Raw genomic sequence first — 25,100 nt, forward strand, 5'->3', positions numbered from 1 at the left:
ATTCCATGCGGCGACTGTTTCCAGCACTGCTCCTGTGCACGGCCACCCTGGCGGGCCTGATTGCCACTCCCGCCATGGCGCAGGAGCCGTCCAGCCGGCGTGAGGCGGCCGGCCTGATCATCGGCTTCAAGGGCGACGAACTCGAATCGAACACCGCGACGGACCAGGGGCCCTGGGCCTCCGGACGTGAGCGGGCCCGTTCGCAATGGGACCGCAACGCCCGCCAGGGCCGCGAGCGCCTGACCCGCTGGGCGCGCGAGGTCGGGCTGCCGTCGGGCCAAGCCGGCGAGGCAGGCAACGCCCGCCTGCTGCGCTTCGATCGGCCCTTGCGTCGCCAGGCGCTGGACAACGCCGTGCGCCGCGCGCGCCTGCATCCCGATGTGGCCTGGGTCGAGCCCGATGTGCTGGTGCCCCGCCTGGGCGCGCCCGTCACCCCCAGCGACACGCTGTTTCCCCAGCAATGGCACCTGCAGACGCCCGATCTGGTGAACCTGACGGGCCTGAACCTGCCCCCCGCCTGGGGCGACACGACCGGCAGCACCTCCGGGTCCACGGCGGTCGTGGCGGTGGTCGACAGCGGCATCCGGGCGGGACACCCGGATCTGGCCGGCAAGCTGCTGCCCGGCTACGACCTGGTGAGTGAGCTGGCCGTGTCCAACGACGGCGACGGGCGCGACCCCGACCCGAGCGACCCGGGTGACTGGGTGCACCCAGCCGACCTGGCGAATCCGCTGTTCGCGGGCTGCGACCTGTCCAACAGCACCTGGCACGGCACCTTCATCGCGGGGCAGATCGCCGCCGCCACCGACAACGCCCAGGGCGTCGCGGGCCTGAACTGGGGCGCGAAGGTATTGCCGGTGCGCGTCTCGGGCAAATGCGGCGCGCACCTGTCGGACCTGCTCGACGGCCTGCGCTGGGCGGCCGGCCTGCCGGTCTCGGGCCTGCCGATCAACCCGAACCCGGCGCGCGTGATCAACCTCAGTTTTGGTGGCGATTCGGCCTGCACGCCGGGCTACCAGACCACCATCGACGCGGTCACCAACGCGGGCGCCCTCATCGTCGTGGCGGCCGGCAATTCGAACACCACGCTGACCCGCCCGGCCGACTGCCGCCGGGTCATGACCGTGGCTTCGGTGCGCAAGGATGGGGCGAAGGCCGAGTACTCCAGTTTCGGCACCCGCGTGGCGCTGGCCGCGCCCGGGGGCTCGACCGATGCCGGCCCATCGACCTTGCTGTACTCGACCGACAACAGCGGCACGACCACGCCAGGGGTCGACATGTATGGCTACAAGCAGGGCACGAGCTTTGCCGCGCCACAGGCCGCGGGCATCGCCAGCCTGATGCTGGCGGTCAACCCCTTCCTGAGCCCGCGCCAGCTCATCGAGCGCATGAAGGCGGGGGCCCGACCTCACGTGGTGACGGGATTGGCCGCGTGCGGCACCCCGGGCGCGGGCGCCGTCTGCGGCTGCACCACCACCACCTGCGGCGCCGGCCTGCTGGACGCCAACACCTCGGTGCAGCTGGCCACCGGCCCGGCGGTCGTGATCAAGCCGGTGGGCGAGGTCGAGCCGGGCACGGTGATCACGCTCGACGGCAGCCAGAGCGTGCCCATTCCCGGTCGCAGCATCGTGTCCTACCAGTGGGTGCAGGTGAGCGGGCCGCCGGTCACGCTCTCGTCGGCCAGCAGCGCGGTGGCCAAGGGCACGCTCGTGGCGGAGGACAGCTATGTGTTCTCGCTCACCGTGGTGGACAACTTCGGCCGCACGGGTGAAGACACCGTGCGCGCGGTGGCGGCCATGCCCGTGCTCGCCGCCAGCAGCAGCGGGGGAGGTGGTGGCTCCGCTGGCCATCTCTGGGGTTTGAGCCTGTGGGCCTGGGTGATCGCCGTGGCGCTGTGCCAGCGCCGCCGCCGTCGGGTCTGAGCCGAGCCCGCCGGTCGGCTCAGCTGCAGCGGCGCAGCGCCTTGCCGGCCATGGCCTCGCGCAACCCTTCCACTGCCGCGCGCTGGGCGTCGGTGATGGCGGGCAGGCGCAGCGCGAACGACACGCTTTCCGCCCGTTCCTGCGCCACCCTGGCGGTGCGCACGCCGTCGCGCTCGGTCTGCTGCAGCGCCTGCCGCGCGGCGGCTTCGGTGGAGTAGGTGCCCAGCGCCAGCCCCGGGGCCAGGCCATTCGCGGTGAGCTCTCGGAACTGCACGCCCAGCCCGCGCAACTCGGCCTTCTTGCGCTCCACCTGCTCGGTGTTGTCGTAGCGCCCCATGTAGACGATCCAGCGGCCGCTGCTGCGGGTCTCGTTGAGTTGCCAGCCGTTCGCCGTCAGGCCCAGCAGCGCGAGTTCGGCGCGCAGCAGCTCAGCCTGGGCTTCGGTGAAGCCGGCGGCCTGCCAGCAGGCGCGCGGGCCATCGCTCGCTGGGGCGGCCGCTGTGGGCGGGGTCGGGGTGGGCGCGGCCGGTGGCGTCGGTGCGGCTTCCACCGCCGCGGCCGGCAGCGCGGCCGGTGGTGCCGCGGTCTCGGGCTCCGGCGCAGTGGTGGTGTCGGCCGACGTTCCTTTGGGGCCATTGAGCAGGCGCAAGGCCTCGGGCCTGAGCTGCTGCGCCAGGCGCTGGGGCTCGCGCTGCTCGATCGGGGCCAGGCCCAGGCCGCCCAGGTAGCCCTGGGTCCAGGCGAAATAGCCCGCGTCGGCCAGCACCAGCACGATGACCGCCCACCTCAACACGGGCGCACACTCACTTCTGAACTGGTGACGGTCAACATGCCCTGGTCGGTCAACACCTGCAGGGCACCGTCGGGGGTCACCCCGCAGGCCGTGCCCCGGGTGCCATCGGAGAGTTGCACGGCCAGGCCCTGCAAGGCGTCCAGGCCGGCGAAACGCTGCGCAAAGGCGCCAAAGCCTTGCGAGGCGAACGCCAGCACGTCCTGCACCAGCGGCGGCGCCACGCGCTCGAGCACCTCGCCGGGCGTGATGCCCACGCTGACCTCGGCCAGTCCGGCCGGCGCCATGGCGGCCACGGTCGAGCCGTCGGGCACCAGGGCGGCCACGGCCGAGGCCTCGGGCCGGGCGATGTTGATGCCCACGCCGATCACCACCATGCGCTGGCCCTGCGCCGCGTCACCGGTGCTGGCGGTCTCCACCAGGATGCCGCCGAGCTTGCGCTGGTGCAGCCAGAGGTCGTTCGGCCATTTCAGCCGCACGTCGGGGTGCAGGCTGTGGGCCAGGCTCACGCCCACCGCGAGCGACAGGCCCGACCAGTTCGATGGCGCCAGCGGCAGGGCGATGGAAAACGTGAGCGATTGGCCCGGCTTGCTGTGCCAGCCCTTGCCGAGCCGGCCCCGCCCCGCGGTCTGCTGCTCGGCGGTCAGCAGCACCGGCTCCATGAGGCCGCTGCGCGCGCGCCGCATGAGCTCGCTGCTGGTGGAGTCGATGCTGGGCAGCACCTCCACCGTGAAGCCCGGCAGCAGGGGCACCACGGCTTCCCAGACCGCTTCCGCGTGACGGGTCAGGGTGTCTGCCATGCGAGGGGAGAGGTCCTTAGCCGAGCTTGGACGCGCGTCCCGCGCGTTTGGGGGCGAGCAGCGTGCCGCGGCACTTCTTGGCGCCGCACCAGCAGGGGTACTCGGCCTTGAGCTTGGGCGTGTAGGGCTCGTCGATCACCAGGCCGTAGTCGTAGAACAGCTCCTCGCCGGCCTGGATGGGGCGCAACGAACGGATGAACACCCGGCCGTCTTCCACGTCGGCTTCGCAGTTGGGCTTGCAGCTGTGGTTGATCCAGCGCGCCGAATTGCCGCCGACCTTGGCGTCGATCACGTGCTCTTCATCGATGTGGAAGTAGAACGTATGGTTCGGGTCGCTCGGGTCGTGCGGATGGCGGCGCAGCGCCTCCTCCCAGGTGATGATCTCGCCCACGTATTCGATGAGCGTCTCGCCCTCGGCCAGATCGACCACGGCGTACACGCCCTTGCCATGCACGCCGGAGCGCCGGGTCTGGATGCGGCGGCTGGCGGCGGGGGCGGCGGCCTTGGTCTTGGTGGAAGAAGGGCGCGGCTGCGTCTGGCGGGGGCTTTTCGTCACGGCCGAAATATTTGGTAAGGTTGTTTCATGCAGGTGCGCGCGGGTGTGCGCGTGCCCATGTGCGCGTGTACACGCGCGTGGAAAGCCGATTGTAGAGATGAAAACCCTGGTCATTGCCGAGAAGCCATCCGTGGCCCAAGACATCGTGCGAGCGCTTACCCCGGTGGCGGGCAAGTTCGACAAGCACGATGACCACTTTGAGAATGACAAGTACGTGGTGACTTCCGCCGTGGGTCACCTGGTGGAGATCGCTGCGCCGGAGGAATTCGACGTGAAGCGCGGCAAGTGGAGCTTCGCGCACCTGCCGGTGCTGCCGCCGTACTTCGAACTCAAGCCGATCGACAAGACCAAGTCGCGGCTGTCCGCGGTGGTCAAGCTCGTCAAGCGCAAGGATGTGTCGCGCCTCATCAACGCCTGTGACGCGGGCCGCGAGGGGGAGCTGATCTTCCGCCTGATCGAGCAGTACGCAGGCGGCCTGAAGAACGGCAGCTACCAGCCGCTGGGCAAACCGGTGCAGCGCCTGTGGCTGCAGTCGATGACGCCCGCGGCCATTCGAGACGGCTTCGAGCAGCTGCGCAGCAACGAGCAGATGCTGGGCCTGGCCGATGCCGCGCGCAGCCGTTCCGAGGCCGACTGGATGGTCGGCATCAACGGCACGCGCGCCATGACCGCCTTCAACTCGCGCGACGGGGGCTTCTTCCTCACCACCGTCGGCCGGGTGCAGACGCCCACGCTGTCCATCGTGGTCGAGCGTGAGGAAAAGATCCGCGCCCACAGGAGCCGCGACTACTGGGAAATCCACGCCAGCTTCCTGGCCGAAGCCGGCGAGTACCCGGGCAAGTGGTTCGATCCCAACTTCAAGAAGCCCACCGGTGACGATGCCGACGCCGAGCTGCGCGCCGACCGCGTCTGGACCCAGCGCGAGGCGCTGGCGATCGCCGACGCGGTGCGGGGCAAGGCCGCCAGCGTCAAGGAAGAGAGCAAGCCCACCACCCAGGCCTGCGGCCTGCTGTACGACCTGACCAGCCTGCAGCGCGAGGCCAACGGCCGCTTCGGCTTCTCGGCCAAGACCACGCTGCAACTGGCGCAAAGCCTGTACGAGCGCCACAAGGCCCTGACCTACCCCCGGACCGACTCGCGCGCCCTGCCCGAGGACTACCTGCCCACCGTCAGGCAGACCTTCGAGATGCTGGCCGGCAGCGGCATGAAGCACCTCGCGCCGCACGCGAAGACCGCGCTGGACAACAGCTACATCCGCCCGAGCAAGCGCATCTTCGACAACAGCAAGGTCAGCGACCACTTTGCCATCATCCCCACGCTGCAGGCGCCCAGCGGCCTGAGCGAAGCCGAGCAGAAACTGTACGACCTGGTCGTGCGCCGCTTCCTGGCGGTGTTTTTCCCGAGCGCCGAGTTCATGGTGACCACGCGCATCAGCTCGGTGCTGAACCACCACTTCAAGACCGAAGGCAAGGTGCTCGTGAAGCCGGGCTGGATGGCCGTCTATGGCAAGGAGGCCGCCGAGGACGTGGCCGATGCCAAGGACGGTGACAAGGGCCAGAACCTGGTGCCCGTGCGCGAGGGCGAGACCGTGCGCACCGAGAGCGTCGAGCCCAAGGGCCTGAAGACCAAGCCGCCCGCGCGCTATTCGGAAGCCACGCTGCTGGGCGCCATGGAAGGCGCCGGCAAGCTGGTGGACGACGACGAGCTGCGCGAAGCCATGCAGGAAAAGGGTCTGGGCACGCCTGCCACGCGCGCGGCCATCATCGAAGGCCTGCTGACCGAGAAGTACATGTTCCGCGAAGGCCGCGAGATCATCCCCACCGCCAAGGCCTTCCAGCTCATGACGCTGCTGCGCGGCCTGGGCGTGGAAGAACTCTCCAAGCCCGAGCTCACCGGCGAGTGGGAGTACAAGCTCGCGCAGATGGAGCATGGCCAGCTCAGCCGCGCCGCCTTCATGGGCGAGATCGCCGCCATGACCGAGCGCATGGTGAAGAAGGCCAAGGAATACGACCGCGACACCATTCCGGGCAACTACGCCACGCTGTCCACGCCCTGCCCGAACTGCGGCGGCGTGGTGAAGGAAAACTACCGCCGCTACACCTGCACCGGCGCCGACGGCAACAGCGAGGGCTGCGGCTTCTCGTTCGGCAAGTCGCCCGCCGGGCGCACCTTCGAGCCCGAGGAGGCCGAACAGCTGCTGCGCGACAAGAAGATCGGCCCGCTCGAAGGTTTCCGCTCCAAGGCGGGTTGGCCCTTCGTGGCCGAGATCGTGATCAAGTTCAACGAAGAAGAAAAGAACTGGAAGCTGGAGTTCGACTTCGGCGACGACAAGAAGGGCGAAGAAAGCGGCGAGCTGGTGGACTTCACCGGCAGCGAGTCGCTCGGCGCCTGCCCCAAGTGCGGCAGCCCGGTGCACGAGCACGGCAGCAACTACGTGTGCGAAAAATCGGTGCCGACCCTGGCCCAGCCCACGCCGACCTGCGACTTCAAGAGTGGCAAGATCATCCTGCAACAGCCGGTGGCGCGCGAACAGATGAGCAAGCTGCTGGAGACCGGCAAGACCGACCTGCTCGACAAGTTCGTTTCGATGCGCACGCGCCGCGCGTTCAAGGCCTTCCTGGCCTGGGACAAGGAAGCCGGCAAGGTGAACTTCGAGTTCGAGCCGCGCGCGAGCAAGTTCCCGCCGCGCAAGACCGCCGCCGGCGCGCCGGCCAAGGCCGCCCCGGCGAAGAAGGCCGCGCCCGCCAAGAAGGCACCCGCGGCCAAGAAAGCCGCGGCGGCCAAGACGCCCAAGGCACCGCGCAAGACCACGGCGGCCAGCGGCAAGCAGCCCAGCGCCGCCCTGGCCGCGGTGATCGGCGAAGGCCCGGTGTCCCGCCCCGAGGTGGTGAAGAAGCTGTGGGACTACATCAAGGCCAACGGCCTGCAGGACGCCACCGACAAGCGCCGCGTCAACGCCGATGCCAAGCTCGCCGCCGTGTTCGGCAAGCCGCAGGTCACCATGTTCGAGATCGCGGGCATCGTGGGCCAGCACCTGACCTGATTGTTTCCAAAAGGATTTCCGCATGAGCCTGACTCTCTATTTCGCCCCCGGCGCGTGTTCCTTCGTGCCCCACAGCATGCTGGAGCTCTCCGGCGCCGCGTTCGAGCCACACAGCGTCAAGCTGCACAAGAACGAGCAGCGCAGCCCCGAGTACCTGGCGATCAACCCGCGTGGCCAGGTGCCGGTGCTGGTGGACGATGGCCAGGTGATCACGCAGATCGTGGCGCATCCTGCTGCACCTCGATGCGAAGCTGCCCGAGGCGGGCATCCTGCCGGCGTCCGGCCTGGCGCGCACGCGCGCGCTGCAGACCCTGACCTGGATGAACAACACCGTGCACCCCACCTTCACGCACGTGTTCATGCCGGACAAGTTCACCGACGACGAGGCCGCCAAGCAGGCGATCCGCGCCCACGCCGCCAAGACCTACAAGGGCCTGCTGGACGAGATCGAGGTGATGGCCAGGCAGGCCTCGCCCTGGATGATGGGCGAGCGCCCCGGCGCGCTGGACGCCTACGCGCTCACGCTGCTGCGCTGGGGCGGTTTTGCGGGCATCGATCCCACCACCCAGCCGGCGACCTGGGACCTGGCCCAGCGCTTCGCCGCGCTGCCGCCGGTGGCGCGCGCGGTCGAGCGCGAAAAGCTGATGCTCAACATCTACAAGCCCAAGGCCTGAACGTTCAGGCCGGCAGTCGGGGCGTCTTCGGGGTGAAGCGCACCGAGGCCAGCAGACCGGGCGGGTTGCGCTCGGGGTGCGCGCTGTCGATCAGCACCGTGGCGCCGTGCTGCTGCGCGATCTCCTGCACGATGGTCAGGCCCAGGCCCGAGCCGTCCACGTTGGTGCCCAGCGCGCGGTAGAACGGCTGCAGCACGAACTCGCGTTCGCTCTCGGGAATGCCCGGGCCGTTGTCCTCCACCTGCAGGATCTGCACGCCGCTGAACGGGTCGATCAGCACGCGCGCGGTGACCACGCCGCCGCGCCCGCTGTAGTTGATCGCGTTGTCCACCAGGTTGCGCACCATCTCCTGCAGCAGGATGGGGTTGCCGTCCATCAGACAGTCTTCCGGCACCTCCTCGGGGCCTTCGCAGCCCAGGTCGATGCCGTGTTCCAGCGCGCGCGGCACCGAGTCCTGCACCACACCGCGCACCAGGCGCGCCAGGTCCACGCGCGCGCTGGGCAGGGTGCGGCCGGTGGTCTCGGCGCGCGCCAGCGCGAGCAGCTGGTTCACGGTGTGCGTGGCGCGTGAGCTGGAGCGCGCGATCTGCTTGAGCGAGCTGTGGATTTCCTCCGCGTTGCTCTCGCGCTGGGCCAGTTCGGCCTGCATGCGCAGGCCGGCCAGCGGCGTCTTGAGCTGGTGCGCCGCGTCGGCCAGGAAGCGCCGCTGCGTGGTGAGCGAGGCCTTCAGGCGCGTGAGCAGGTCGTTGATCGACGACACCAGCGGCGCAACCTCCTGCGGGATGGCCGACTCCTCGATCGGGCTCAGGTCGTCGGGCTTGCGCGCGCGGATGCGCTGCTCCAGCTCGTTGAGCGGGCGGATGCCACGCACCAGCGCCAGCCACACCAGCAGCACGGCCAGCGGCAGGATGACGAACTGCGGCACCATCACGCCCTTGATGATTTCGGCCGCCAGCGTGGAGCGCTTGCCGCGCGTCTCGGCCACCTGCATCAGCACCAGGTGCTGGGCGTCGTTGCGTTCGAGCCAGGTGTAGGCCACCCGCACCTCGTCGCCGCGCACCACGTCGTCGCGCAGCAGCACGCGGCCGGCCTCGGGCGTCTCGTCCTCGCGCGGGCGGGGAAAGTCCAGCTCACCGCTGACGAGCTTGCCGCGCGGGTCGATCACCTGGTAGTAGACGAGGTCGCTGTCGTCGGCGCGCAGCAGGTCGCGCGCCTGCGCGTTGAGGTTGAAGCTGATCTGCCCGTTCTGGTTCGCCACGAACTGCGTGAGCGCCTGCAGGTTGAACTCCAGCGCACGGTCGAACGGTTTGCTCGCGATGCCCTGGGCCACGAACCAGGTCAGGGCCAGCGACAGCGGCCACAGCAGCAGCAGCGGCGTGAGCATCCAGTCCAGGATCTCGCCGAACAGACTGCGCTGTTCGCGCTGGAACAGGCCGAACGACTTCGGGATGGGGCGGCCCGCCACCGGCGGCGGTGCGGCCTCGATCAAAGCCTCGGTTTCAGCCGGCGATTTTTTCAAGGCAGTAGCCCAGACCGCGCACGGTGGCGATGCGGATCGGGCCCTTCTCGATCTTCTTGCGCAGGCGGTGGATGTAGACCTCGATGGCGTTGTTGCTCACCTCTTCGCCCCACTCGCACAGGCGCTCGACCAGCTGGTCCTTGCTCACCAGGCGCCCGGCGCGCTGCAGCAGCACCTCCAGCAGGCCGAGTTCACGCGCCGAGAGCTCGACCATCTTGCCGTCGATGGTGCGCAACGCGGCCGGCCTGGTCGTATTCGAGCGGGCCGTGGCGGATGGTGTTGGTGGAGCCGCCCATGCCGCGCCGGGTGAGCGCGCGCACGCGGGCTTCGAGTTCCTGCAGCGAGAACGGCTTGGCGATGTAGTCGTCGGCGCCGTAGTCCAGGCCCTTGACGCGCTCCTCGATGCTGTCGGCCGCGGTGAGGATGAGCACCGGCAGCGTGGAGCCGCGCGAACGCAGGCGCTTGAGCACCTCCAGGCCGTGCAGCCGGGGCAGGCCCAGGTCCAGGATCAGCAGGTCGAACTCGTTGTTGGTCAGCAGGGCGGCGTCGGCCTCGGTGCCGCTGGTAACGTGATCCACCGCCGCGCCGGCGGCGCGCAGGCTGCGCAGCAGGCCGTCCGCCAGCACGTGGTCGTCTTCGGCAATCAGGATGCGCATGGGAAGGTCTCCTGGGTGGCTGCCGGGGCAGCGCTTCATCGGGGATGCCCGGCATCGGGCGAACCATTTTAGGCCGCGCAGGCCCCTGCGGCACGGTGTTCAGCGGGGTGGCACGGCCGCGCGCGCGCCGGGTGATTCCGAGCCATAGGCCTCCAGGCCGAGCGCCACCACGGTGGCCACCGCGTCGCCCACCTGGGCGCGGAATTCCGCCTCGGCCTGGGCCACGGCCTGGCGGAACGCCTCCAGCCACAGCAGGCCGGTGTCGGTGAACACGATGCGCCGTGCCCGCGCATCGCGCGCGTCCGCCTCGCGCCGCACCAGGCCCCAGGCCTCGCACTGCGTCACCAGGTCGCCCATGGCCTGCTTGCTCATGCCCGCCTGGTGCGCCAGCTCGGTCAGGCGCGAGCCGTGCAGGCCCAGGTGGCGCGTGATGTGGATGTGCGCGGCGCCCACCTGCGCCCGCGCCGCCAGGTGCGAGAGCGCCAGCGGCACGTTGGCGTCGTGCGCCATCAGGCTGAGCACGCGCTCGTCGAAGCGGCGCAGCGCCAGGCCCATCAGGCGCCCCAGGTGGCCGCCGCGCCAGCGGTCGTCGGGCAAAACAGGGGCGGTGTCGGGCATTCGCTGATGGTAAGGCAAACTGACCAAATAACGCCTTGTTCGAATTCAACCTGCCTGTAAACTCCTGCTCAAGCATCCAGCCTGTACGCATTTACAGGCTTTGCGAACCTCTACCACCCGCTCAGGAGCCCCTCATGGACGCAGCCGTCAAGAACAACCCCCTCAACAGCGAAAAAGCCAAGGCCTTGCAGGCCGCGCTGGCCCAGATCGAAAAGCAGTTCGGCAAGGGCACCATCATGCGGTTGGGCGAGGGTGAGGTGATCGAGGACATCCAGGTCGTCTCCACCGGCTCGCTGGGCCTGGACATCGCCCTGGGCGTCGGCGGCCTGCCCAAGGGCCGCGTGGTCGAGATCTACGGCCCGGAATCCTCGGGCAAGACCACGCTGACCCTGCAGGTCATTGCCGAAATGCAGAAGCTCGGCGGCCAGTGCGCCTTCGTCGATGCCGAGCACGCGCTGGACATCCAGTACGCGCAGAAGCTCGGTGTGAACCTGCAGGACCTGCTCATTTCCCAACCCGACACCGGCGAGCAGGCGCTCGAGATCGTCGACAGCCTGGTGCGTTCCGGCGCGGTCGATCTGATCGTGGTCGACTCGGTGGCCGCGCTCACGCCCAAGGCCGAACTCGAAGGCGAAATGGGCGATTCGCTGCCCGGCCTGCAGGCCCGCCTGATGAGCCAGGCGCTGCGCAAACTCACGGCGCACATCAAGAAGACCAACTGCATGGTCATCTTCATCAACCAGATCCGCATGAAGATCGGTGTGATGTTCGGCAGCCCCGAAACCACCACCGGCGGCAACGCGCTGAAGTTCTACGCCTCGGTGCGCCTGGACATCCGCCGCACCGGCACGATCAAGAAGGGCGAGGAAGCGATCGGCAACGAGACCAAGGTCAAGGTGGTCAAGAACAAGGTCTCGCCACCCTTCAAGACGGCCGAGTTCGACATCCTGTTCGGCGAAGGCATCAGCCGCGAGGGCGAGATCCTCGATCTGGGCGTGGTGCACCGCGTGATCGAGAAGTCGGGCGCCTGGTACGCCTACAACGGCGAGAAGATCGGCCAGGGCCGCGACAATGCGCGCGAATTCCTGCGCGAGAACATCGAACTGCGCGTGGAGATCGAGAACAAGGTGCGCACCGAGCTGGGCGTGCCGCTGCTGCCGGTGGACGAAGCGCCGGCGCCCGCCAAGGGCGGCAAGGCCGAAAAGGCCGAGAAGGCGGCCAAGGCCAAGGACGTTGACGCCACGCCGGCGGCCTGATCCCCGCCCTTGCGCGCATGGCCTTCGACCAGATTTCCCTCAAAGGCCGTGCGCTGCGCCTGCTCGCCGGGCGCGAACATTCACGCGCCGAGTTGCAGCGCAAGCTGAGCGTGCACGAAACCGAGCCCGGCGAGCTGGCGAAAGCGCTGGACGAGCTGGAGGCCAAAGGCTTCATCAACGAGCAGCGCGTGCTGGAGTCGGTGCTGCACCGGCGCTCGGCCCGCCTGGGCGCGTCTCGCGTGCGCCAGGAACTGCAGGCCAAGGGGCTGGACCCGCAGGCGGTGGCCGAGGCGGTGGCGGGCCTGCAGGGCTCAGAAGAAGCGCGCGCGCGCGAGGTCTGGCGCAAGCGCTTCGCCGGACCGCCGGCCGACGCCGCCGAGCGCGGCAAGCAGATGCGTTTCCTGCTCACGCGCGGCTTTGGCGCCGAGGTGGTGCGGCGCGTGGTGAAGGGCGCTCCGGCCGACGACAGCGAGGACTGAACGCGCGCGTCAGCGTGGCTGGGTGGCCGAGGCGCCGCCCGGCGCCCGGGGCGGGCGCAGCATGCGCCAGGCCAGCAGGCCGCTGGCCACCATGATGCCCGTGCCCAGCACCGCGGCGGCCTGCAGCCCATCGACAAAGGCGGTGCGCGCGGCCAGCCCCAGGGCCTCGGCCAGCGGCGCGGGCAGGCTTTCGGCGACCCGCAGCGCGCCGCCCAGGGTCGAGGCTTCGGCCACGGCCTCCTGGGGCAGGCCCGCCGGCAACTGGCCCGCCATGCCGGCGCGGTAGAGGCCCGTGGCGATGCTGCCGAACACCGCGATGCCCAGGGCGCCGGACAGCTCCGCGCTGGTCTCCGACAGGGCCGATGCCGCGCCCGCGCGCTCGGGCGGCGCCGAGCTGATGACGATGTCGTTGCCCAGCGTGAACACCGGCGCCATGCCGATGCCCATGAGCGTCATGCCCACGACCAGCGCGGCAAGGCCATGGGGGCCATCGACCAGCGCCACGCCCGCGAAGCCGACCGCTGCCACCGCCAGCCCCGTCACCATGGTGCGGGGCGCCGAACAACGTTGCGCGATGGCCGGTGTCAGCATCGAACCGACCACGAACGACAGGGCCCAGGGCACGGTGCACAGGCCCGCCACCAGGGGCGAGAGGCCCAGCACCAGCTGCAGGTGCTGCGAGATGAAGATGTAGACGCCGAACATCGCGAACGAGGTAAGGGCATAGGTGCAGATGGCGGCCGCGAAGCGGGGCTGGCCGAACAGCCGCAGGTCGAGCAGCGGGTAGGCGATGCGGCGCTGGCGCCGCACGAAGGCCACGCCCGCCGCGAGGCCGAGCGCCGCAGCCACCCAGGTCGGCGCGTCCACATGGCCTTCGGCCGCCTGCTTGAGCGCGAACACGCCGCCGAGCACGGCGGTGAGCGAGAGCGCCACGCTGCCCAGGTCGAGCCGGCCCGCCTCGGGGTCGCGGTACTCGGGCAGCAGGAAGGGGCCCACCGCCAACAGCAGCAACATCACCGGCACCGCGGCCCAGAAGATCGCGGGCCAGGCGAAGTACTGCAGGATCACGCCACCCACCAGCGGGCCGATCGCGCCACCCACCGAGTAGCTCGAGATCCAGATGCCGATGGCGATGCGGCGCTCGCGCTCGTCGCGGAACATGTTGGAGATGAGCGAGAGCGTGGACGGCGCCAGCGTGGCGCCGGCGATGCCGAGCAGCGCGCGCGTGGCGATGAGGGCCTGCGCGGTGGTGGACAGGGCCGCCGCCACCGAGGCGGCCGCGAACGCCATCGCCCCGATCATCAGCAGCCGGCGCCGCCCGATCTTGTCGCCCAGCGTGCCCATGGTGATCAGCAGGCCGGCGACCATGAAGCCGTAGATGTCGATGATCCAGAGCAGTTGCGCGGACGAAGGCCGCAGGTCGGCGCTGATGGCGGGCAGCGCGAGGTTGAGCACCGTGAGGTCCATGGCATAGACCAGGCAGGGCAGGGCGATCACGCCCAGCGCCACCCATTCGCGGCGCGTGGCCCGGGGTGGAGCGATCTCGATGGCTGGCGGAGTGGCAGGCATGGGGTTTCCTCGAGGTTCGGCGGTGGACCGCGCCGAGATCCGGCGCCATCCTGGGGTACGACGAACCAGGGCCGGGCGTTTCGACAACCCGCCGCTCAGCCTTACAGGCCGAGCATCAGCTTCAGGTTCTGCACCGCGGCGCCGCTGGCGCCCTTGCCCAGGTTGTCCAGCCGGGCGACCACCACCGCCTGCTTCGCCTCGCCGTTGCCGAACACGCGGATTTCGAGCTGGTTGGTGTCGTTCAAGGCCAGGGCGTCGAGCTTGCCGTCTTCGGTCGCCGGTTGCACGCTCACCCATTCACTGCCCGCGTAGTGCTTTGCGTAGGCCGCGTGCAGGTCGGCCAGCGTGGGCTGGCCGGGCAGGGTGTCCAGGTGCAGGGGCAACTGCACCAACATGCCCTGTGCGAAGTTGCCGACGGATGGCACGAAGATGGGCCGGCGCGTGAGGCCGGTGTAGGCCAGGATTTCCGGGATGTGCTTGTGCTTGAGGCCCAGGGCGTACAGCTCATAGGCCGGGGCTTCGCCTTTTTCGTAGGCCTCGATCATGGTGCGGCCGCCGCCCGAGTAGCCGCTGACGGCGGGCAGGCAGACCGGGTAGTCGGCGGGCAGCAGGCCGGCGTCGACCAGCGGGCGCAGCAGGGCAATGGCGCCGCTGGCATAGCAGCCCGGGTCTGCGCACGCGGCGGGCGTTGACCACCGCGTCGCGCTGGCCCGGCGCGAGTTCGGGGAAACCGAACACCCAGCCGGGTGCGGTGCGGTGGGCGGTGGAGGCGTCGATGACCTTGGGCTGCCGGCCGGGCAGGGCATCGATCATGGCGACCGATTCGCGCGCCGCGTCGTCGTGCAGGCAGAGGATGACCAGATCGACCTGCGCCATCAGCTCGCGCTTGGCGACCGGGTCCTTGCGGCGCTCGGGTGCGATGCTCACGAGTTCGATCTGCGGCATGCCTTGCAGGCGCTCGCGAATCTGCAATCCGGTGGTGCCTGCTTCGCCGTCGATGAAAACCTTGGCCATGGCCGCTCTGCCTTGTCAGTTGGATTCAGGGGGATTACCAAACCCGCGCGTCGAATGCGCGCTTTTGGTGCGTTGCACCATGATACAGTCCCGGGTTGCTGTTTTCAGTGCCCACCCAGCGGCCACCCCGGTTCGGCCGTCACTCTTTTACCTGTTCCTGAGAGACACCTCATGAAGATCCATGAATACCAAGGCAAGGAAATCTTGCGCCAGTTTGGTGTGCCCGTGCCCCGCGGCATTGCGGCATTTACGGTGCAAGAGGCGGTGGAAGCCGCTCAAAAGCTCGGCGGCCCGATCTGGGTGGTCAAGGCCCAGATCCACGCCGGTGGCCGTGGCAAGGGCGGTGGCGTGAAGGCGCCAAGTCGGTGGACGACGTCAAGCGCCTGGCCGGCGAAATCCTGGGCATGCAGCTCAAGACGCACCAGACCGGCCCCGAAGGCCAGAAGGTTCGCCGCCTCTACATCGAAGACGGCGCCGACATCAAGAACGAACTGTACGTCTCGCTGGTGACCGACCGCGCGACGCAGAAGGTGGCCCTGATCGCTTCGAGCGAGGGCGGCATGGACATCGAGGAAGTGGCGCACACCACGCCCGAAAAGATCATCACCGAGATGATCGATCCCCTGACCGGCATCACCACCGAGCAGAGCAAGAAGGTCGCCGCGGCCATCGGCCTGACCGGCGCCTCCGTCGACCAGGCCGCGGACATCTTCTCCAAGATCTACAAGTGCTACATGGACACGGACGCGTCGCTGGTGGAAATCAACCCGCTGAACTGCGACTCCAAGGGCAACCTGATCGCGCTGGACGCCAAGTTCAACTTCGACGCGAACGCGCTGTTCCGCCACCCTGAGATCGTGGCCTACCGCGACCTGGACGAAGAAGACCCGGCCGAAGTGGAAGCCTCCAAGTTCGACCTGGCCTACATCAGCCTGGACGGCAACATCGGCTGCCTGGTCAACGGCGCCGGCCTGGCCATGGCCACCATGGACACCATCAAGCTGTTCGGTGGCGAGCCCGCCAACTTCCTGGACGTGGGCGGTGGCGCCACCGCCGAGAAGGTGACGGAAGCCTTCAAGATCATGCTCAAGAACCCCAACGTCAAGGGCATCCTGGTCAACATCTTCGGCGGCATCATGAAGTGCGACACCATCGCCACCGGCGTGATCACCGCCTGCAAGGCCGTGAACCTGTCCGTGCCGCTGGTGGTGCGCATGAAGGGCACCAACGAAGAGCTGGGCAAGAAGCTGCTGGCCGAATCCGGCCTGCCCATCATCGCCGCAGACACCATGGCCGAAGCGGCGACCAAGATCGTTGCTGCCGTCAAGTAAGCCCGGAGAAACATCATGTCCATCTACATCAACAAAGACACCAAGGTCATCACCCAGGGCATCACGGGCAAGACGGGCCAGTTCCACACCGAGAAGTGCCAGGAATACGCGAACGGCAAGAACGCTTTCGTGGCCGGCGTGAACCCGAAGAAGGCCGGCGAGTCGATCTTCAACATCCCGATCTACGCCTCCGTCAAGGAAGCCGCGACGCAGACCGGCGCCACCGTGTCGGTGATCTACGTGCCGCCCGCGGGCGCCGCCGCCGCCATCTGGGAGGCCGTGGAAGCCGACCTGGACATGCCGTCTGCATCACCGAAGGCATCCCGGTGCGCGACATGCTCGAAGTGCGCAACAAGATGAAGGCCAAGGAAGCCGCCGGCGGCAAGAAGACCCTGCTGCTGGGCCCCAACTGCCCCGGCCTGATCACGCCCGACGAGATCAAGATCGGCATCATGCCCGGCCACATCCACCGCAAGGGCCGCATCGGCGTGGTGAGCCGTTCCGGCACGCTGACCTACGAAGCCGTGGCCATGCTGACGGAAGTGGGCCTGGGCCAGTCGACCGCCGTAGGCATTGGTGGCGACCCCATCAACGGCCTCAAGCACATCGACGTGATGAAGGCCTTCAACGACGATCCCGACACCGACGCCGTGATCATGATCGGTGAGATCGGCGGCCCGGACGAGGCCGACGCCGCCCGCTGGTGCAAGGCCAACATGAAGAAGCCGGTGGTGGGCTTCATCGCGGGCGTGACGGCGCCTCCCGGCAAGCGCATGGGCCACGCGGGCGCGCTGATCTCCGGCGGCGCCGACACCGCCGATGCCAAGCTTGCCGTCATGGAAGAGTCCGGCTTCATCATCACGCGCAACCCGTCGGAACTGGGCAAGCTGCTCAAGGCCCAGCTCTGAGTCACCCCGCGGGTGTGAAAAGGGCAACGCTTGCGTTGCCTTTTTTTATGTCCGCACGGAAATTGAGGTGCCGAATCCACAAAGGCGCTTGCTCGGCCGAACCTGATTGCAACAAAATGCAACATCCAGGATGCCGGCGATTTGCTGGCACCGACGGTGCGCTTGTCTCTGACCTTTGGGCAGTTCGCGGCGACCTGCAGGCGAACCCACCCGGAGAATGCGCGACGTGTCCACCCGCAAGACGAAACCCCTGCAAGGCCGAGGCCGGATCTGGCGATCCGACGCCTTCCTGGGCCTTGGGGTGGTGCTCGCCGTTTTCGCGCTGCACGCTTCGACCGACCTGTTTGACGGTCTGGAACGCCGCTTCTACGACGTCGCCAGCGCGGCCAGCAGCCGCCAGCCCAGTGAGCGCATCGCCATCATCGCGATCGACGACCAGAGCATCGCCAACATCGGGCGGTGGCCCTGGTCGCGCGAGGTGCATGCGGAGCTGATCGACCAGCTCAGCGCGGCCAAGGCCAAGACCGTCGCTCACACCGCCTTCTTCTTCGAACCGCAGACCGACCGGGGCCTGGCCCAGCTGCGGGCCTTGCGCGGCCAGCTCGACGGCACGGCACCCGGCGCCACACCGCTGCCCGATCTGGGCGCCGTGTCGCGCCAGCGCCTGCTGGGATTCATTGGCGAGGCCGAGCAGCGCCTGGATACCGACGCCCGGCTGGTCGCCAGCATGGCGCGCGCGGGCAACGTGATCGTGCCTTCGGTGTTCACCCTGGGTGAGCCGCTGGGCCGGCCCGACGCGCCTTTGCCCGCCTTCGCCCAGCGCAGCGCGCTGGCCGACGACAGCGGCTTTGGCCTGCCGGCGCAACGCACGCAACAGCCCCTGCCCGCCGTGGGGGAGGCCGCCCGGGCGGTGGGCCACCTCAACCAGATTCAGGATGCCGACGGCGCGGTGCGTCGGGAAGCGCTGCTGGTGGACTTCGATGGTTACGCGGTGCCGTCCATGGCGCTGAGCGTCGCGGCGCACAGCCTGAACCTGGGCATGGAGGACATCCGCCTGTGGCCGGGCGAGGGCGTGCAGCTGGGCCCGACCCGCCTGCCGACCGACGAGGCGGCGCGCCTGCTGCCGCAGTTCTACGCCGATCGCGACGGCAAGCCCGCCTTCACGGTGGACTCCTTCTACGACGTGATCTCCGGGCGCATTCCCGCCAGCAAATACACCGACAAGGTGGTCATCATCGGCGCGACCGCCGCGGGCGTGGGCACGCTCTTCACCACCCCGGTGTCGCCGGCGATGTCCCCCGCTGCCATTCTCGCGCACATCACTTCCAGCCTCCTCAATGGGCATTTCATCGCCCAGCCGGCCTGGGGTGGCCTGGCGGTGTTGGGCGTGTTGCTGGTGGTCGTGGCGCATCTGGTGGCGTTGCTGCCGCGCCTGTCCGCCGCTGCGGGCGCCGCGGTGACCGCTGGGCTGTTCCTGCTCCTGCTGGGGGCCGAATATCAACTGCTGGCGTCGGCCGCGATCTGGCTGCAACTGGTGTTCCCGGTCGCGCTGCTGCTGATCGGGCACCTCGCGCTCACCACCCGGCGCTTCCTCGCAACGGAAGCGGGCAAGATCAAGGCGGACGAGGAGTCGGCCGAAACCAACCGCATGATGGGTCTGGCGCTGCAGGGCCAGGGTCAGCTCGACATGGCGTTCGACCGCCTGCGCCGCGTGCCCTTCAGTCCCGCGCTGATGGACAACCTCCGGCACCTCGCGCTGGACTTCGAGCGCAAGCGCCAGCTCAACAAGGCCGAAGCGGTGTACGAGCACATGACCCGGCTCGATCGCACCGACGCCGATGTGGTGGCACGCCTTCAGCGGACCAGGCATCTTTCGAACACGGTGGTGCTGGGGCCGGGCTCGTCGCATCCAGGCGGAACGCTGGTGCTCGGCGATGAGCGTGTCGAAAAACCCATGCTGGGCCGATACCGGATCGAGAAGGAGCTGGGCAAGGGCGCCATGGGCGTGGTGTACCAGGGCCTGGATCCGAAGATCGGGCGCACCGTGGCCATCAAGACGCTGGCGCTGAGCGCCGAGTTCGAAGGCGCGGAGTTGGCCGATGTGCGCGAACGCTTCTTCCGCGAAGCCGAAACGGCCGGGCGGCTGCAGCACCCGAACATCGTCACCATCTTCGATGCGGGCGAAGAGCATGACCTGGCCTACATCGCGATGGAGTTCCTGCAGGGGCGCGACCTCGCGGCGCACACCCGCGACGGACAGCTGTTGCCGGTCGCGGCCGTGCTGTCCATCGGCGAGCGCGTGGCGCTGGCGCTGGACCATGCGCACCGCCAGCAGGTGGTGCACCGCGACATCAAGCCCGCCAACGTGATGTACGACCCCGCCACCGATTCGGTGAAGGTCACCGACTTCGGCATCGCGCGCATCACCGGGTCCAGCAAGACCCGCACGGGCATGGTGCTGGGCACCCCGAGCTTCATGTCGCCCGAGCAGCTGGCCGGCCAGCGCGTGGACGGCCGCTCGGACCTCTATTCGCTGGGGGTCATGCTGTTCCAGTTGCTCACGGGCAGCTTGCCGCTGCGCGGCGACTCGATGGCCGCGCTCATGTACCAGATCGCCAACCAGCCCGCGCCCGATGTGCGTGAACGACGTCCTGAATTGCCGCCGGAACTGGCCGATATACTGAGCAAGACCCTGTCGAAATCGCCTGCGGAAAGGTACCAGACAGGGCTCGAAATCGCCGCCGACCTCCGCAAGACCATCGCCGCCCTGTCGACGTCCCCCGACGTTCACATGGCGCCTCAGACCGTGCCCGCTTCCCATGGGCACGGCCATGAAAACGCGGTGCTTGCCACAGTTGTCACGCCGGTGCCGGTTTCGTCGCGCGAGCCCGAGACAGTCAGCTTCGATATCCGCTTATAAATCCAACAATATGATTTTTGAGTATTTTTGTCTGACAGATCCGGGTCTGGTCAGGGACAACAACGAGGACTCCGTGGCCCTCGATCCCGACAACCAGATCGTGGTGCTGGCCGATGGCATGGGCGGGTACAACGCGGGTGAAGTCGCGAGCGCGATGGCGACCACCTTCATCCGGACCGAGCTCGGGCGATGGATGTCCGAGGGGGGGCATGAGGCCAGCGCGCGCGAACTCAAGCGCGCCATGGAAATCTGCATCGACAACGCCAACCGGTCCATCTTCAACGCCGCGAATTCCAACGCGCAATACGCCGGCATGGGCACCACCCTGGTCATGGGCGTGTTCCATGGCGCGCGCGCCATGATCGGCCATGTGGGCGACTCGCGCTGCTACCGCCTGCGCGCCGGCAGCTTCGTGCAGATCACGCGGGATCACTCCTTGCTGCAGGAGCAGATCGACGCCGGGCTCATTTCGCTGGAGCAGGCCCAGTACGCCACCCACAAGAACCTGGTCACCCGCGCCCTGGGGGTGGAAGACACGGTGTTGCTCGAGGTTAACGAGTACCGGGTCGAGGACGAAGACCTCTATCTGTTCTGTTCCGACGGGCTCAGCGACATGATGAGCGACGAGCGCATTGCCGCCATTCTGGTGACCGCGGGCACGCTGGAGGAAAAGGCGCAGGCCCTGGTGGACGGGGCCAACGACTGCGGTGGACGCGACAATATTTCGGTGATACTGGCGTATGCTCGATCGAAGCCGATCCGCAAAGGCCTGCTCTCGCGGATGCTCGGCAAGTAATCGCCAGCGCCATTTCAGAATTCAATCAATAGGTTCCAGAGGAGTCGGCCATGCCGAAAATGATCGTTTCCATCGACGGTGTCGTCATCAAGGAAGTGCAACTCACGAAAGACCGCACCACGCTGGGCCGGCGTCCTTACAACGACATCGTGATCGACAACCTCGCGGTCAGCGGTGAGCATGCCGTGATGCAGATGTCGGGCATGGACGTGTTTCTGGAAGACCTCAACAGCACCAACGGCACCTACGTCAACGGCAAGGCGATCAAGAAGCAGCAGCTGCAGAACGGCGATGCCGTCGAAATCGGCAAGTACAAGATCAAGTTCGTGCACGAAGGCGCGAGCGAAACCTACGAAAAGACCACCGTCATCAACGCCGGCTCCGTGGTGGAGGCCGGCGACTCCCAGGGCGCACCGCTGGGCAACGCCGCGATCAAGGTCATGTCCGGCACCGCGGCCGGCCGTGAAGTGCCTCTGGTCAAGGTGGTGACCACCATTGGCAAACCCGGTGTGGCGGTGGCGGCCATCACGCGCCGGCCCCATGGTTATGTGGTGGCCCTGGTCGAAGGCACGCAGAAGCCCACCATCAACGGCAGCCCCATCGGGACCGACGCCGTGAACCTGCACCATGGCGACCTGCTGGAACTGGCCGGCACGCAGATGCAGTTCGTCCAGCACTGAGACGAACCCGAGCCATGCCTGGGCATGGCGGCCATCGGCAGAAATGCCAAAAAAGTCCTTTCCGGCGCCTGGTCAAACGGGTAGCCTTCGGCAGTCGGTTGCCAACCCGGCTTGTTCGGGTTGAGGCAGCCAGTTTCCCCATCCAATGTGCCGGCGGTCCCGGCCATGCCACTGCCAAAGCTGCCAAATGAGGGTCCGCGTACTGGGGTGCTCTGGCGCCATCGCCCATGGTTGCCGCACCACGTCCTTTCTGCTCGACGACAACGTCCTGATCGACGCCGGTACCGGCGTGGGCGATCTGACCCTGGATGAGATGGCGCGGGTGGACCACGTCCTGCTCACCCATTCGCACCTGGATCACGTGGCCGCGCTGCCCCTCATGCTCGATGCCGTGGCCGCCCGGCGCCTGGCCAGTGGCGCTGCGCCGCTACAGGTGCACGCGCTGCCCGGCACCATCGCCGCGCTCAAGGTGCACATCTTCAACAACCTGATCTGGCCCGACTTCTCCGCCATTCCCAGTGTGGACACGCCGCTCATGCGCTTCGTGTCCATTGCGGTCGGCGAGGTGCTCCATGTCGGCGGCAAGTCGGTCGAGGTCTTGCCTGCGGTGCACACCGTGCCGGCGGTCGGCTTTGCCGCCGCCAGCGCCTCGGGTCACTGGGTCTTCAGTGGCGACACCGGGCGCAACCCGGCGTTCTGGCAGCGCGTCAACCAGCTCCCCGTGGCCCTGCTGGTGATCGAAACCGCCTTCAGCGACCGGGAGCACGCCCTCGCGCAGCGCAGCCTGCACTTGGCCCCCAGCTTGCTGGCGCAGGAACTGGAGCAGATCGATGGCCGCCAGCGCTATCCGATCTACATCACCCACACCAAGCCGGCGGAAACCGGCCTGATCATGGAAGAGATCCGCCGCTTCGACGAAGCGCCCAACCACACGGGCGATGCGCGCCACGACATCCGCTGGCTCAGCGCGGGGCAGACCTTCGAACTGTGACAAAAAGCCGTTGCCTGAGGGCGAGGTGACAAAAATTGTCGGTCGCATGTCGATGCAGGGGTCACCAAATGTCACTGATGCAGGGTAAAGCGCTAAAAAGACCTCAAAAAGCGCGGCATTTCGGGCTGGCACGGTGTCTGCTGATAAGGATGCGTCTTTACCCCAACCCTGCCCCAAGGAGTTCTCCATGAAATTGAAACGCGCCGTCCAAAAAGGCTTCACCCTGATCGAATTGATGATCGTGGTGGCGATCATCGGTATTCTGGCTGCCGTCGCGTTGCCGGCCTATCAGGACTACACGGTGCGTGCCCGCGTGTCGGAAGTCGTGCTGGCCGCATCGTCGTGCCGCACTTCCATCACCGAGACGGTTCAAGCCGCAGCACCTGGCACCGACATCAGCTCGGCCATCTCCGGTTCCTGCGCAATCGTGCCGACACGCATGGTGCAATCCGGTTCTGCCGATGGAGACGGCGTGATCACGATCATCGGCAACGCCGCGAACATCGGTGGTGGCATCGGCACCAACAACCAAATCCAGCTGGCGCCGTTTGTGTCTGACACCGTGGCTTTGGATGGCGCTACGCATGCGGGTGCGGTCATCACCCGCTGGGTTTGCGGCCCCACGGGCACCAATGGCATGAATCCTCGCTTCCTGCCCGGCTCCTGCCGCGGCTAAGCCAAGCGCATTTTCAGCATGAAGGGCCGCTTTGCGGCCCTTTTTCTTGACCTTCTGTTGTGCCATGCCACTTCACTACACGCGCTTCCAGCTGATCGAGAACACGCTCGCGGTGCTCGTGCTGTCGCTGATCTGGACGGTGCCCAACCACCAATTGCCTTGGAACGCCTTTCACCATGAGGTCGCGATGGCGGTTGCGCTGGGCTTGATGGCCATTGTGGTGGCTTGGCAAACCCGCTGGCGCGTGCCCCTGTCGGCGTTCGTTGGCGTGCTGGGGCTGCTGATCCTGGTGCCTTGGGGGCAGTGGCTCGGCGGTTTGATGCCCAAAGCGGGCACGGCGGCGGTGTCATCGGCTTACGTGGCCGCCGTCCTGGTGGCCTTTCTGCTCGGTCATGCTGCGCGGTCGAACCGGCACCACCGGCTGCTGGACATTGTTTTCGCGGCCCTGGCCCTGGGCGCAGCGTTGAACGTGCCGGTGCAATGGATCCAGTGGTTGCAGTGGTACTCCAGCGATTTCGACTCCCTGGTGCTGCTGTTGGTCACCCCCATCAACGATCGTCAGCGTCCCTCGGGCATGATCCTGCAGCCTAACCAGTTGGCGACCATCCAGGTCTGGGGTCTGATCGGCCTCACGTGGTTCCGGCACCGTCGCCTGCTGTCACAGGGCATGTTCGTTCTGCTGTTCGCATGGATCGGCATCGGCATCGGGTTGACCCAGTCGCGCGCGGGCTTGCTGGAGATGGCCGTGGTGGCCGGACTGCTGGCCCTGGTGTTGAAGGGTGAAGGGAGGCGGGCCATTGGCACGGTCTGGTTTTCGGGCTTGGCGCTGCTGATTCTGTGGCTGTTGAATTTCAAGGATGTGGCCAGCTGGCTGGGCCTGGGGGCACTTCAGAACGCCGAAACGCGTCTCACGGCCATCGATGGTGCCCGCATCGACGCCTGGCGGGCCTTTGGCGCGGCCCTGCTTGAGCGCCCGTGGTTCGGCTACGGTTTGACCGATGGCGGGTTTGCCTACGTGGCCGTGGCGCATCTTCAACCCGAGCTGTACATCGGCCAGCGTTTCGCTCATGCGCACAACGCCGTCCTCGACGTGTTGCTGTGGTTCGGAATCCCCCTCGGGCTGATGCTGCTGGGCGCCTTGGGCCTTTGGCTGAGCAAGCGGCTGCTGGAGCTGCCGAAACGGCCCGACAACGTTTTTGCACTGGCCGTGCTGGCGGCGCTGGGTGTGCACGCCATGCTTGAACTGCCACACCAGTTTCTCTATTTCATGGTGCCTGCCGCTTTGTTCGCAGGTTGGTTGATGCCAATGGACGCCACGTCGAAGGGGCCTTCGCTGCCCCGATGGTCGTGGGGCATGGTCGGACTGCTGACCTTGGGCGTGGCAGGCTGGATGTCGGCCGATTATTTCCCGTATCAGGAGCGCTACACCGAGTGGCGCTTCGAGAACAGCCGCGTGGGCCAGCGGCCGGACATTGAAGTGCACGAGCCGCGCGTGCTCAACCAGATTCACGATGAACTGGTGCTGTACCGCCTGCCGCTGCGGCCGGGGATGAGCGAGCAGGAACTCCTCTGGATTTCGGACACGGCGCGCAGCGTGAACTCCCCGCCGGCCTACTACGCGGCAGCCAAGGCGCATGCGCTTGCCGGTGAGACAGAAACTGCGCGCGTCTGGATGATGCGCCTCAACGCCATCATGGGCGCTGACCTTGTTTCGACGATGCAGGACATCTGGGCGCGCGATCAGAAGACTCATCCTTCGCTCGCCTCGTTGAACTGGCCGGACTATGCCGGACGCAGCACCTCTTTCCAGTTGGCCCCGGAAACCGTGGATCGCTCCGAGCCCCTGCCCCTTGCGCCGTCCGACAATCCCCAGGTTTCCTTGCCAACCCCGTGAGTCCCTCC

Annotated in this window: 17 protein-coding genes and 5 pseudogenes; 14 read left to right on the plus strand and 8 right to left on the minus strand. The window is 67.6% G+C overall.

The features are described from left to right. Window positions 1-5 precede the first annotated feature (5 nt). The gene (locus ACFJGX_RS05900) at window positions 6-1,922 is read left to right on the plus strand and encodes a S8 family serine peptidase (protein ID WP_382322328.1); all 1,917 of its coding nucleotides are present in this window, start codon (window positions 6-8) and stop codon (window positions 1,920-1,922) included. A gap of 19 nt (window positions 1,923-1,941) precedes the next feature. Here the strand turns inward: ACFJGX_RS05900 and ACFJGX_RS05905 are convergent, their stop codons facing one another. Genes ACFJGX_RS05905 through ACFJGX_RS05915 form a run of 3 tightly spaced genes read right to left on the minus strand, consistent with a single transcriptional unit; the run spans window position 1,942 to window position 4,068 of the window. Next, complete coding sequence (locus tag ACFJGX_RS05905) at window positions 1,942-2,715, minus strand: SPOR domain-containing protein (RefSeq protein WP_382327994.1); 774 nt, start codon at window positions 2,713-2,715, stop codon at window positions 1,942-1,944. Beyond that, window positions 2,709-3,512 carry a biotin--[acetyl-CoA-carboxylase] ligase gene (locus ACFJGX_RS05910; RefSeq protein ID WP_382322326.1) on the minus strand — a complete coding sequence of 268 codons (804 nt, stop codon included), beginning with the start codon at window positions 3,510-3,512 and terminating at the stop codon, window positions 2,709-2,711. Before ACFJGX_RS05910 ends, ACFJGX_RS05905 begins: the two co-directional genes overlap by 7 nt. Window positions 3,513-3,528: 16 nt before the next feature. After that, a complete protein-coding gene (locus ACFJGX_RS05915) occupies window positions 3,529-4,068 on the minus strand; it encodes an SET domain-containing protein (protein WP_382322325.1) in 540 nt (179 codons plus the stop codon). A 97-nt stretch (window positions 4,069-4,165) separates the two neighbouring features. Here ACFJGX_RS05915 and ACFJGX_RS05920 point away from each other — a divergent pair, with 97 nt between their 5' ends. From ACFJGX_RS05920 to ACFJGX_RS05930, 3 genes and pseudogenes are all read left to right on the plus strand, one after another. Further along, a complete protein-coding gene (locus tag ACFJGX_RS05920) occupies window positions 4,166-7,111 on the plus strand; it encodes a DNA topoisomerase III (RefSeq protein ID WP_382327996.1) in 2,946 nt (981 codons plus the stop codon). Between the two features lie 76 nt (window positions 7,112-7,187). Beyond that, window positions 7,188-7,268 (plus strand): annotated as a pseudogene (locus ACFJGX_RS05925) (glutathione S-transferase family protein); the annotation flags it as partial. A 163-nt stretch (window positions 7,269-7,431) separates the two neighbouring features. Then, window positions 7,432-7,785, plus strand: coding sequence for a hypothetical protein (locus ACFJGX_RS05930; protein WP_382327998.1), 354 nt, complete (start codon window positions 7,432-7,434; stop codon window positions 7,783-7,785). A gap of 4 nt (window positions 7,786-7,789) precedes the next feature. Here the strand turns inward: ACFJGX_RS05930 and ACFJGX_RS05935 are convergent, their stop codons facing one another. From ACFJGX_RS05935 to ACFJGX_RS05945, 3 genes and pseudogenes are all read right to left on the minus strand, one after another. Beyond that, window positions 7,790-9,169, minus strand: a complete 1,380-nt coding sequence (locus ACFJGX_RS05935; RefSeq protein WP_382163823.1) for a sensor histidine kinase N-terminal domain-containing protein — start codon at window positions 9,167-9,169, stop codon at window positions 7,790-7,792. Window positions 9,170-9,284: 115 nt separating this feature from the next. Continuing rightward, window positions 9,285-9,960, minus strand: a pseudogene (locus tag ACFJGX_RS05940) (response regulator). 99 nt (window positions 9,961-10,059) lie between these two features. Further along, window positions 10,060-10,578: a MarR family transcriptional regulator gene (locus ACFJGX_RS05945; RefSeq protein ID WP_382328000.1), complete on the minus strand. Its 519-nt coding sequence runs from the start codon at window positions 10,576-10,578 to the stop codon at window positions 10,060-10,062. 134 nt (window positions 10,579-10,712) lie between these two features. On the opposite strand from ACFJGX_RS05945, the gene recA reads away from it, so the two are divergent. Then, window positions 10,713-11,834, plus strand: a complete 1,122-nt coding sequence (gene recA / locus ACFJGX_RS05950) for a recombinase RecA (RefSeq protein WP_382322321.1) — start codon at window positions 10,713-10,715, stop codon at window positions 11,832-11,834. 17 nt (window positions 11,835-11,851) lie between these two features. Beyond that, on the plus strand, window positions 11,852-12,313 hold the full coding sequence (gene recX, locus ACFJGX_RS05955) for a recombination regulator RecX (protein WP_382152914.1): 462 nt from the start codon (window positions 11,852-11,854) through the stop codon (window positions 12,311-12,313). Between the two features lie 9 nt (window positions 12,314-12,322). Here recX and ACFJGX_RS05960 read toward each other — a convergent pair whose 3' ends face one another. Together ACFJGX_RS05960 and argC are read right to left on the minus strand one after the other, a co-directional pair. Further along, window positions 12,323-13,882, minus strand: coding sequence for an MFS transporter (locus ACFJGX_RS05960; protein ID WP_382328002.1), 1,560 nt, complete (start codon window positions 13,880-13,882; stop codon window positions 12,323-12,325). Window positions 13,883-13,983: 101 nt separating this feature from the next. Then, a pseudogene (gene argC / locus ACFJGX_RS05965) lies at window positions 13,984-14,896 on the minus strand (N-acetyl-gamma-glutamyl-phosphate reductase). A 171-nt stretch (window positions 14,897-15,067) separates the two neighbouring features. On the opposite strand from argC, the pseudogene sucC reads away from it, so the two are divergent. The 8 genes and pseudogenes from sucC to ACFJGX_RS06005 all read left to right on the plus strand — a co-directional run bounded on the left by sucC (window position 15,068) and on the right by ACFJGX_RS06005 (window position 25,092). After that, window positions 15,068-16,227 (plus strand): annotated as a pseudogene (gene sucC, locus ACFJGX_RS05970) (ADP-forming succinate--CoA ligase subunit beta). A 15-nt stretch (window positions 16,228-16,242) separates the two neighbouring features. Beyond that, window positions 16,243-17,135, plus strand: a pseudogene (gene sucD / locus ACFJGX_RS05975) (succinate--CoA ligase subunit alpha). Window positions 17,136-17,361: 226 nt separating this feature from the next. Further along, a complete protein-coding gene (locus tag ACFJGX_RS05980) occupies window positions 17,362-20,055 on the plus strand; it encodes a CHASE2 domain-containing serine/threonine-protein kinase (protein WP_382328004.1) in 2,694 nt (897 codons plus the stop codon). Between the two features lie 10 nt (window positions 20,056-20,065). Further along, window positions 20,066-20,851 (plus strand): Stp1/IreP family PP2C-type Ser/Thr phosphatase, encoded by a 786-nt coding sequence (locus ACFJGX_RS05985; protein ID WP_382322316.1) that lies wholly within the window; start codon window positions 20,066-20,068, stop codon window positions 20,849-20,851. 50 nt (window positions 20,852-20,901) lie between these two features. Then, window positions 20,902-21,531, plus strand: a complete 630-nt coding sequence (locus tag ACFJGX_RS05990; protein ID WP_382152925.1) for an FHA domain-containing protein — start codon at window positions 20,902-20,904, stop codon at window positions 21,529-21,531. 187 nt (window positions 21,532-21,718) lie between these two features. Next, entirely contained in the window at window positions 21,719-22,522 is an 804-nt protein-coding gene (locus tag ACFJGX_RS05995) for a 3',5'-cyclic-nucleotide phosphodiesterase (RefSeq protein ID WP_382152928.1), read from the plus strand. A 187-nt stretch (window positions 22,523-22,709) separates the two neighbouring features. Next, window positions 22,710-23,198, plus strand: a complete 489-nt coding sequence (locus ACFJGX_RS06000; protein ID WP_382322315.1) for a prepilin-type N-terminal cleavage/methylation domain-containing protein — start codon at window positions 22,710-22,712, stop codon at window positions 23,196-23,198. A gap of 64 nt (window positions 23,199-23,262) precedes the next feature. Beyond that, on the plus strand, window positions 23,263-25,092 hold the full coding sequence (locus ACFJGX_RS06005; RefSeq protein WP_382328006.1) for a Wzy polymerase domain-containing protein: 1,830 nt from the start codon (window positions 23,263-23,265) through the stop codon (window positions 25,090-25,092). The last annotated feature ends 8 nt before the right edge of the window (window positions 25,093-25,100 follow it).

It is taken from the genome of Hydrogenophaga sp. UC242_50 (assembly GCF_042697355.1).
Classification (GTDB): domain Bacteria; phylum Pseudomonadota; class Gammaproteobacteria; order Burkholderiales; family Burkholderiaceae_C; genus Hydrogenophaga.

Bases quoted from the DNA above. Each gene is read 5' to 3' on its own strand.
- ACFJGX_RS05900 (WP_382322328.1), top strand. From the start codon at position 6: ATGCGGCGACTGTTTCCAGCACTGCTCCTGTGCACGGCCACCCTGGCG.
- ACFJGX_RS05910 (WP_382322326.1), bottom strand. From the start codon at position 3,512: ATGGCAGACACCCTGACCCGTCACGCGGAAGCGGTCTGGGAAGCCGTG.
- ACFJGX_RS05920 (WP_382327996.1), top strand. From the start codon at position 4,166: ATGAAAACCCTGGTCATTGCCGAGAAGCCATCCGTGGCCCAAGACATC.
- ACFJGX_RS05930 (WP_382327998.1), top strand. From the start codon at position 7,432: ATGAACAACACCGTGCACCCCACCTTCACGCACGTGTTCATGCCGGAC.
- ACFJGX_RS05935 (WP_382163823.1), bottom strand. From the start codon at position 9,169: ATGCTCACGCCGCTGCTGCTGCTGTGGCCGCTGTCGCTGGCCCTGACC.
- ACFJGX_RS05945 (WP_382328000.1), bottom strand. From the start codon at position 10,578: ATGCCCGACACCGCCCCTGTTTTGCCCGACGACCGCTGGCGCGGCGGC.
- recA (WP_382322321.1), top strand. From the start codon at position 10,713: ATGGACGCAGCCGTCAAGAACAACCCCCTCAACAGCGAAAAAGCCAAG.
- recX (WP_382152914.1), top strand. From the start codon at position 11,852: ATGGCCTTCGACCAGATTTCCCTCAAAGGCCGTGCGCTGCGCCTGCTC.
- ACFJGX_RS05960 (WP_382328002.1), bottom strand. From the start codon at position 13,882: ATGCCTGCCACTCCGCCAGCCATCGAGATCGCTCCACCCCGGGCCACG.
- ACFJGX_RS05985 (WP_382322316.1), top strand. From the start codon at position 20,066: ATGATTTTTGAGTATTTTTGTCTGACAGATCCGGGTCTGGTCAGGGAC.
- ACFJGX_RS05990 (WP_382152925.1), top strand. From the start codon at position 20,902: ATGCCGAAAATGATCGTTTCCATCGACGGTGTCGTCATCAAGGAAGTG.
- ACFJGX_RS05995 (WP_382152928.1), top strand. From the start codon at position 21,719: ATGAGGGTCCGCGTACTGGGGTGCTCTGGCGCCATCGCCCATGGTTGC.
- ACFJGX_RS06000 (WP_382322315.1), top strand. From the start codon at position 22,710: ATGAAATTGAAACGCGCCGTCCAAAAAGGCTTCACCCTGATCGAATTG.
- ACFJGX_RS06005 (WP_382328006.1), top strand. From the start codon at position 23,263: ATGCCACTTCACTACACGCGCTTCCAGCTGATCGAGAACACGCTCGCG.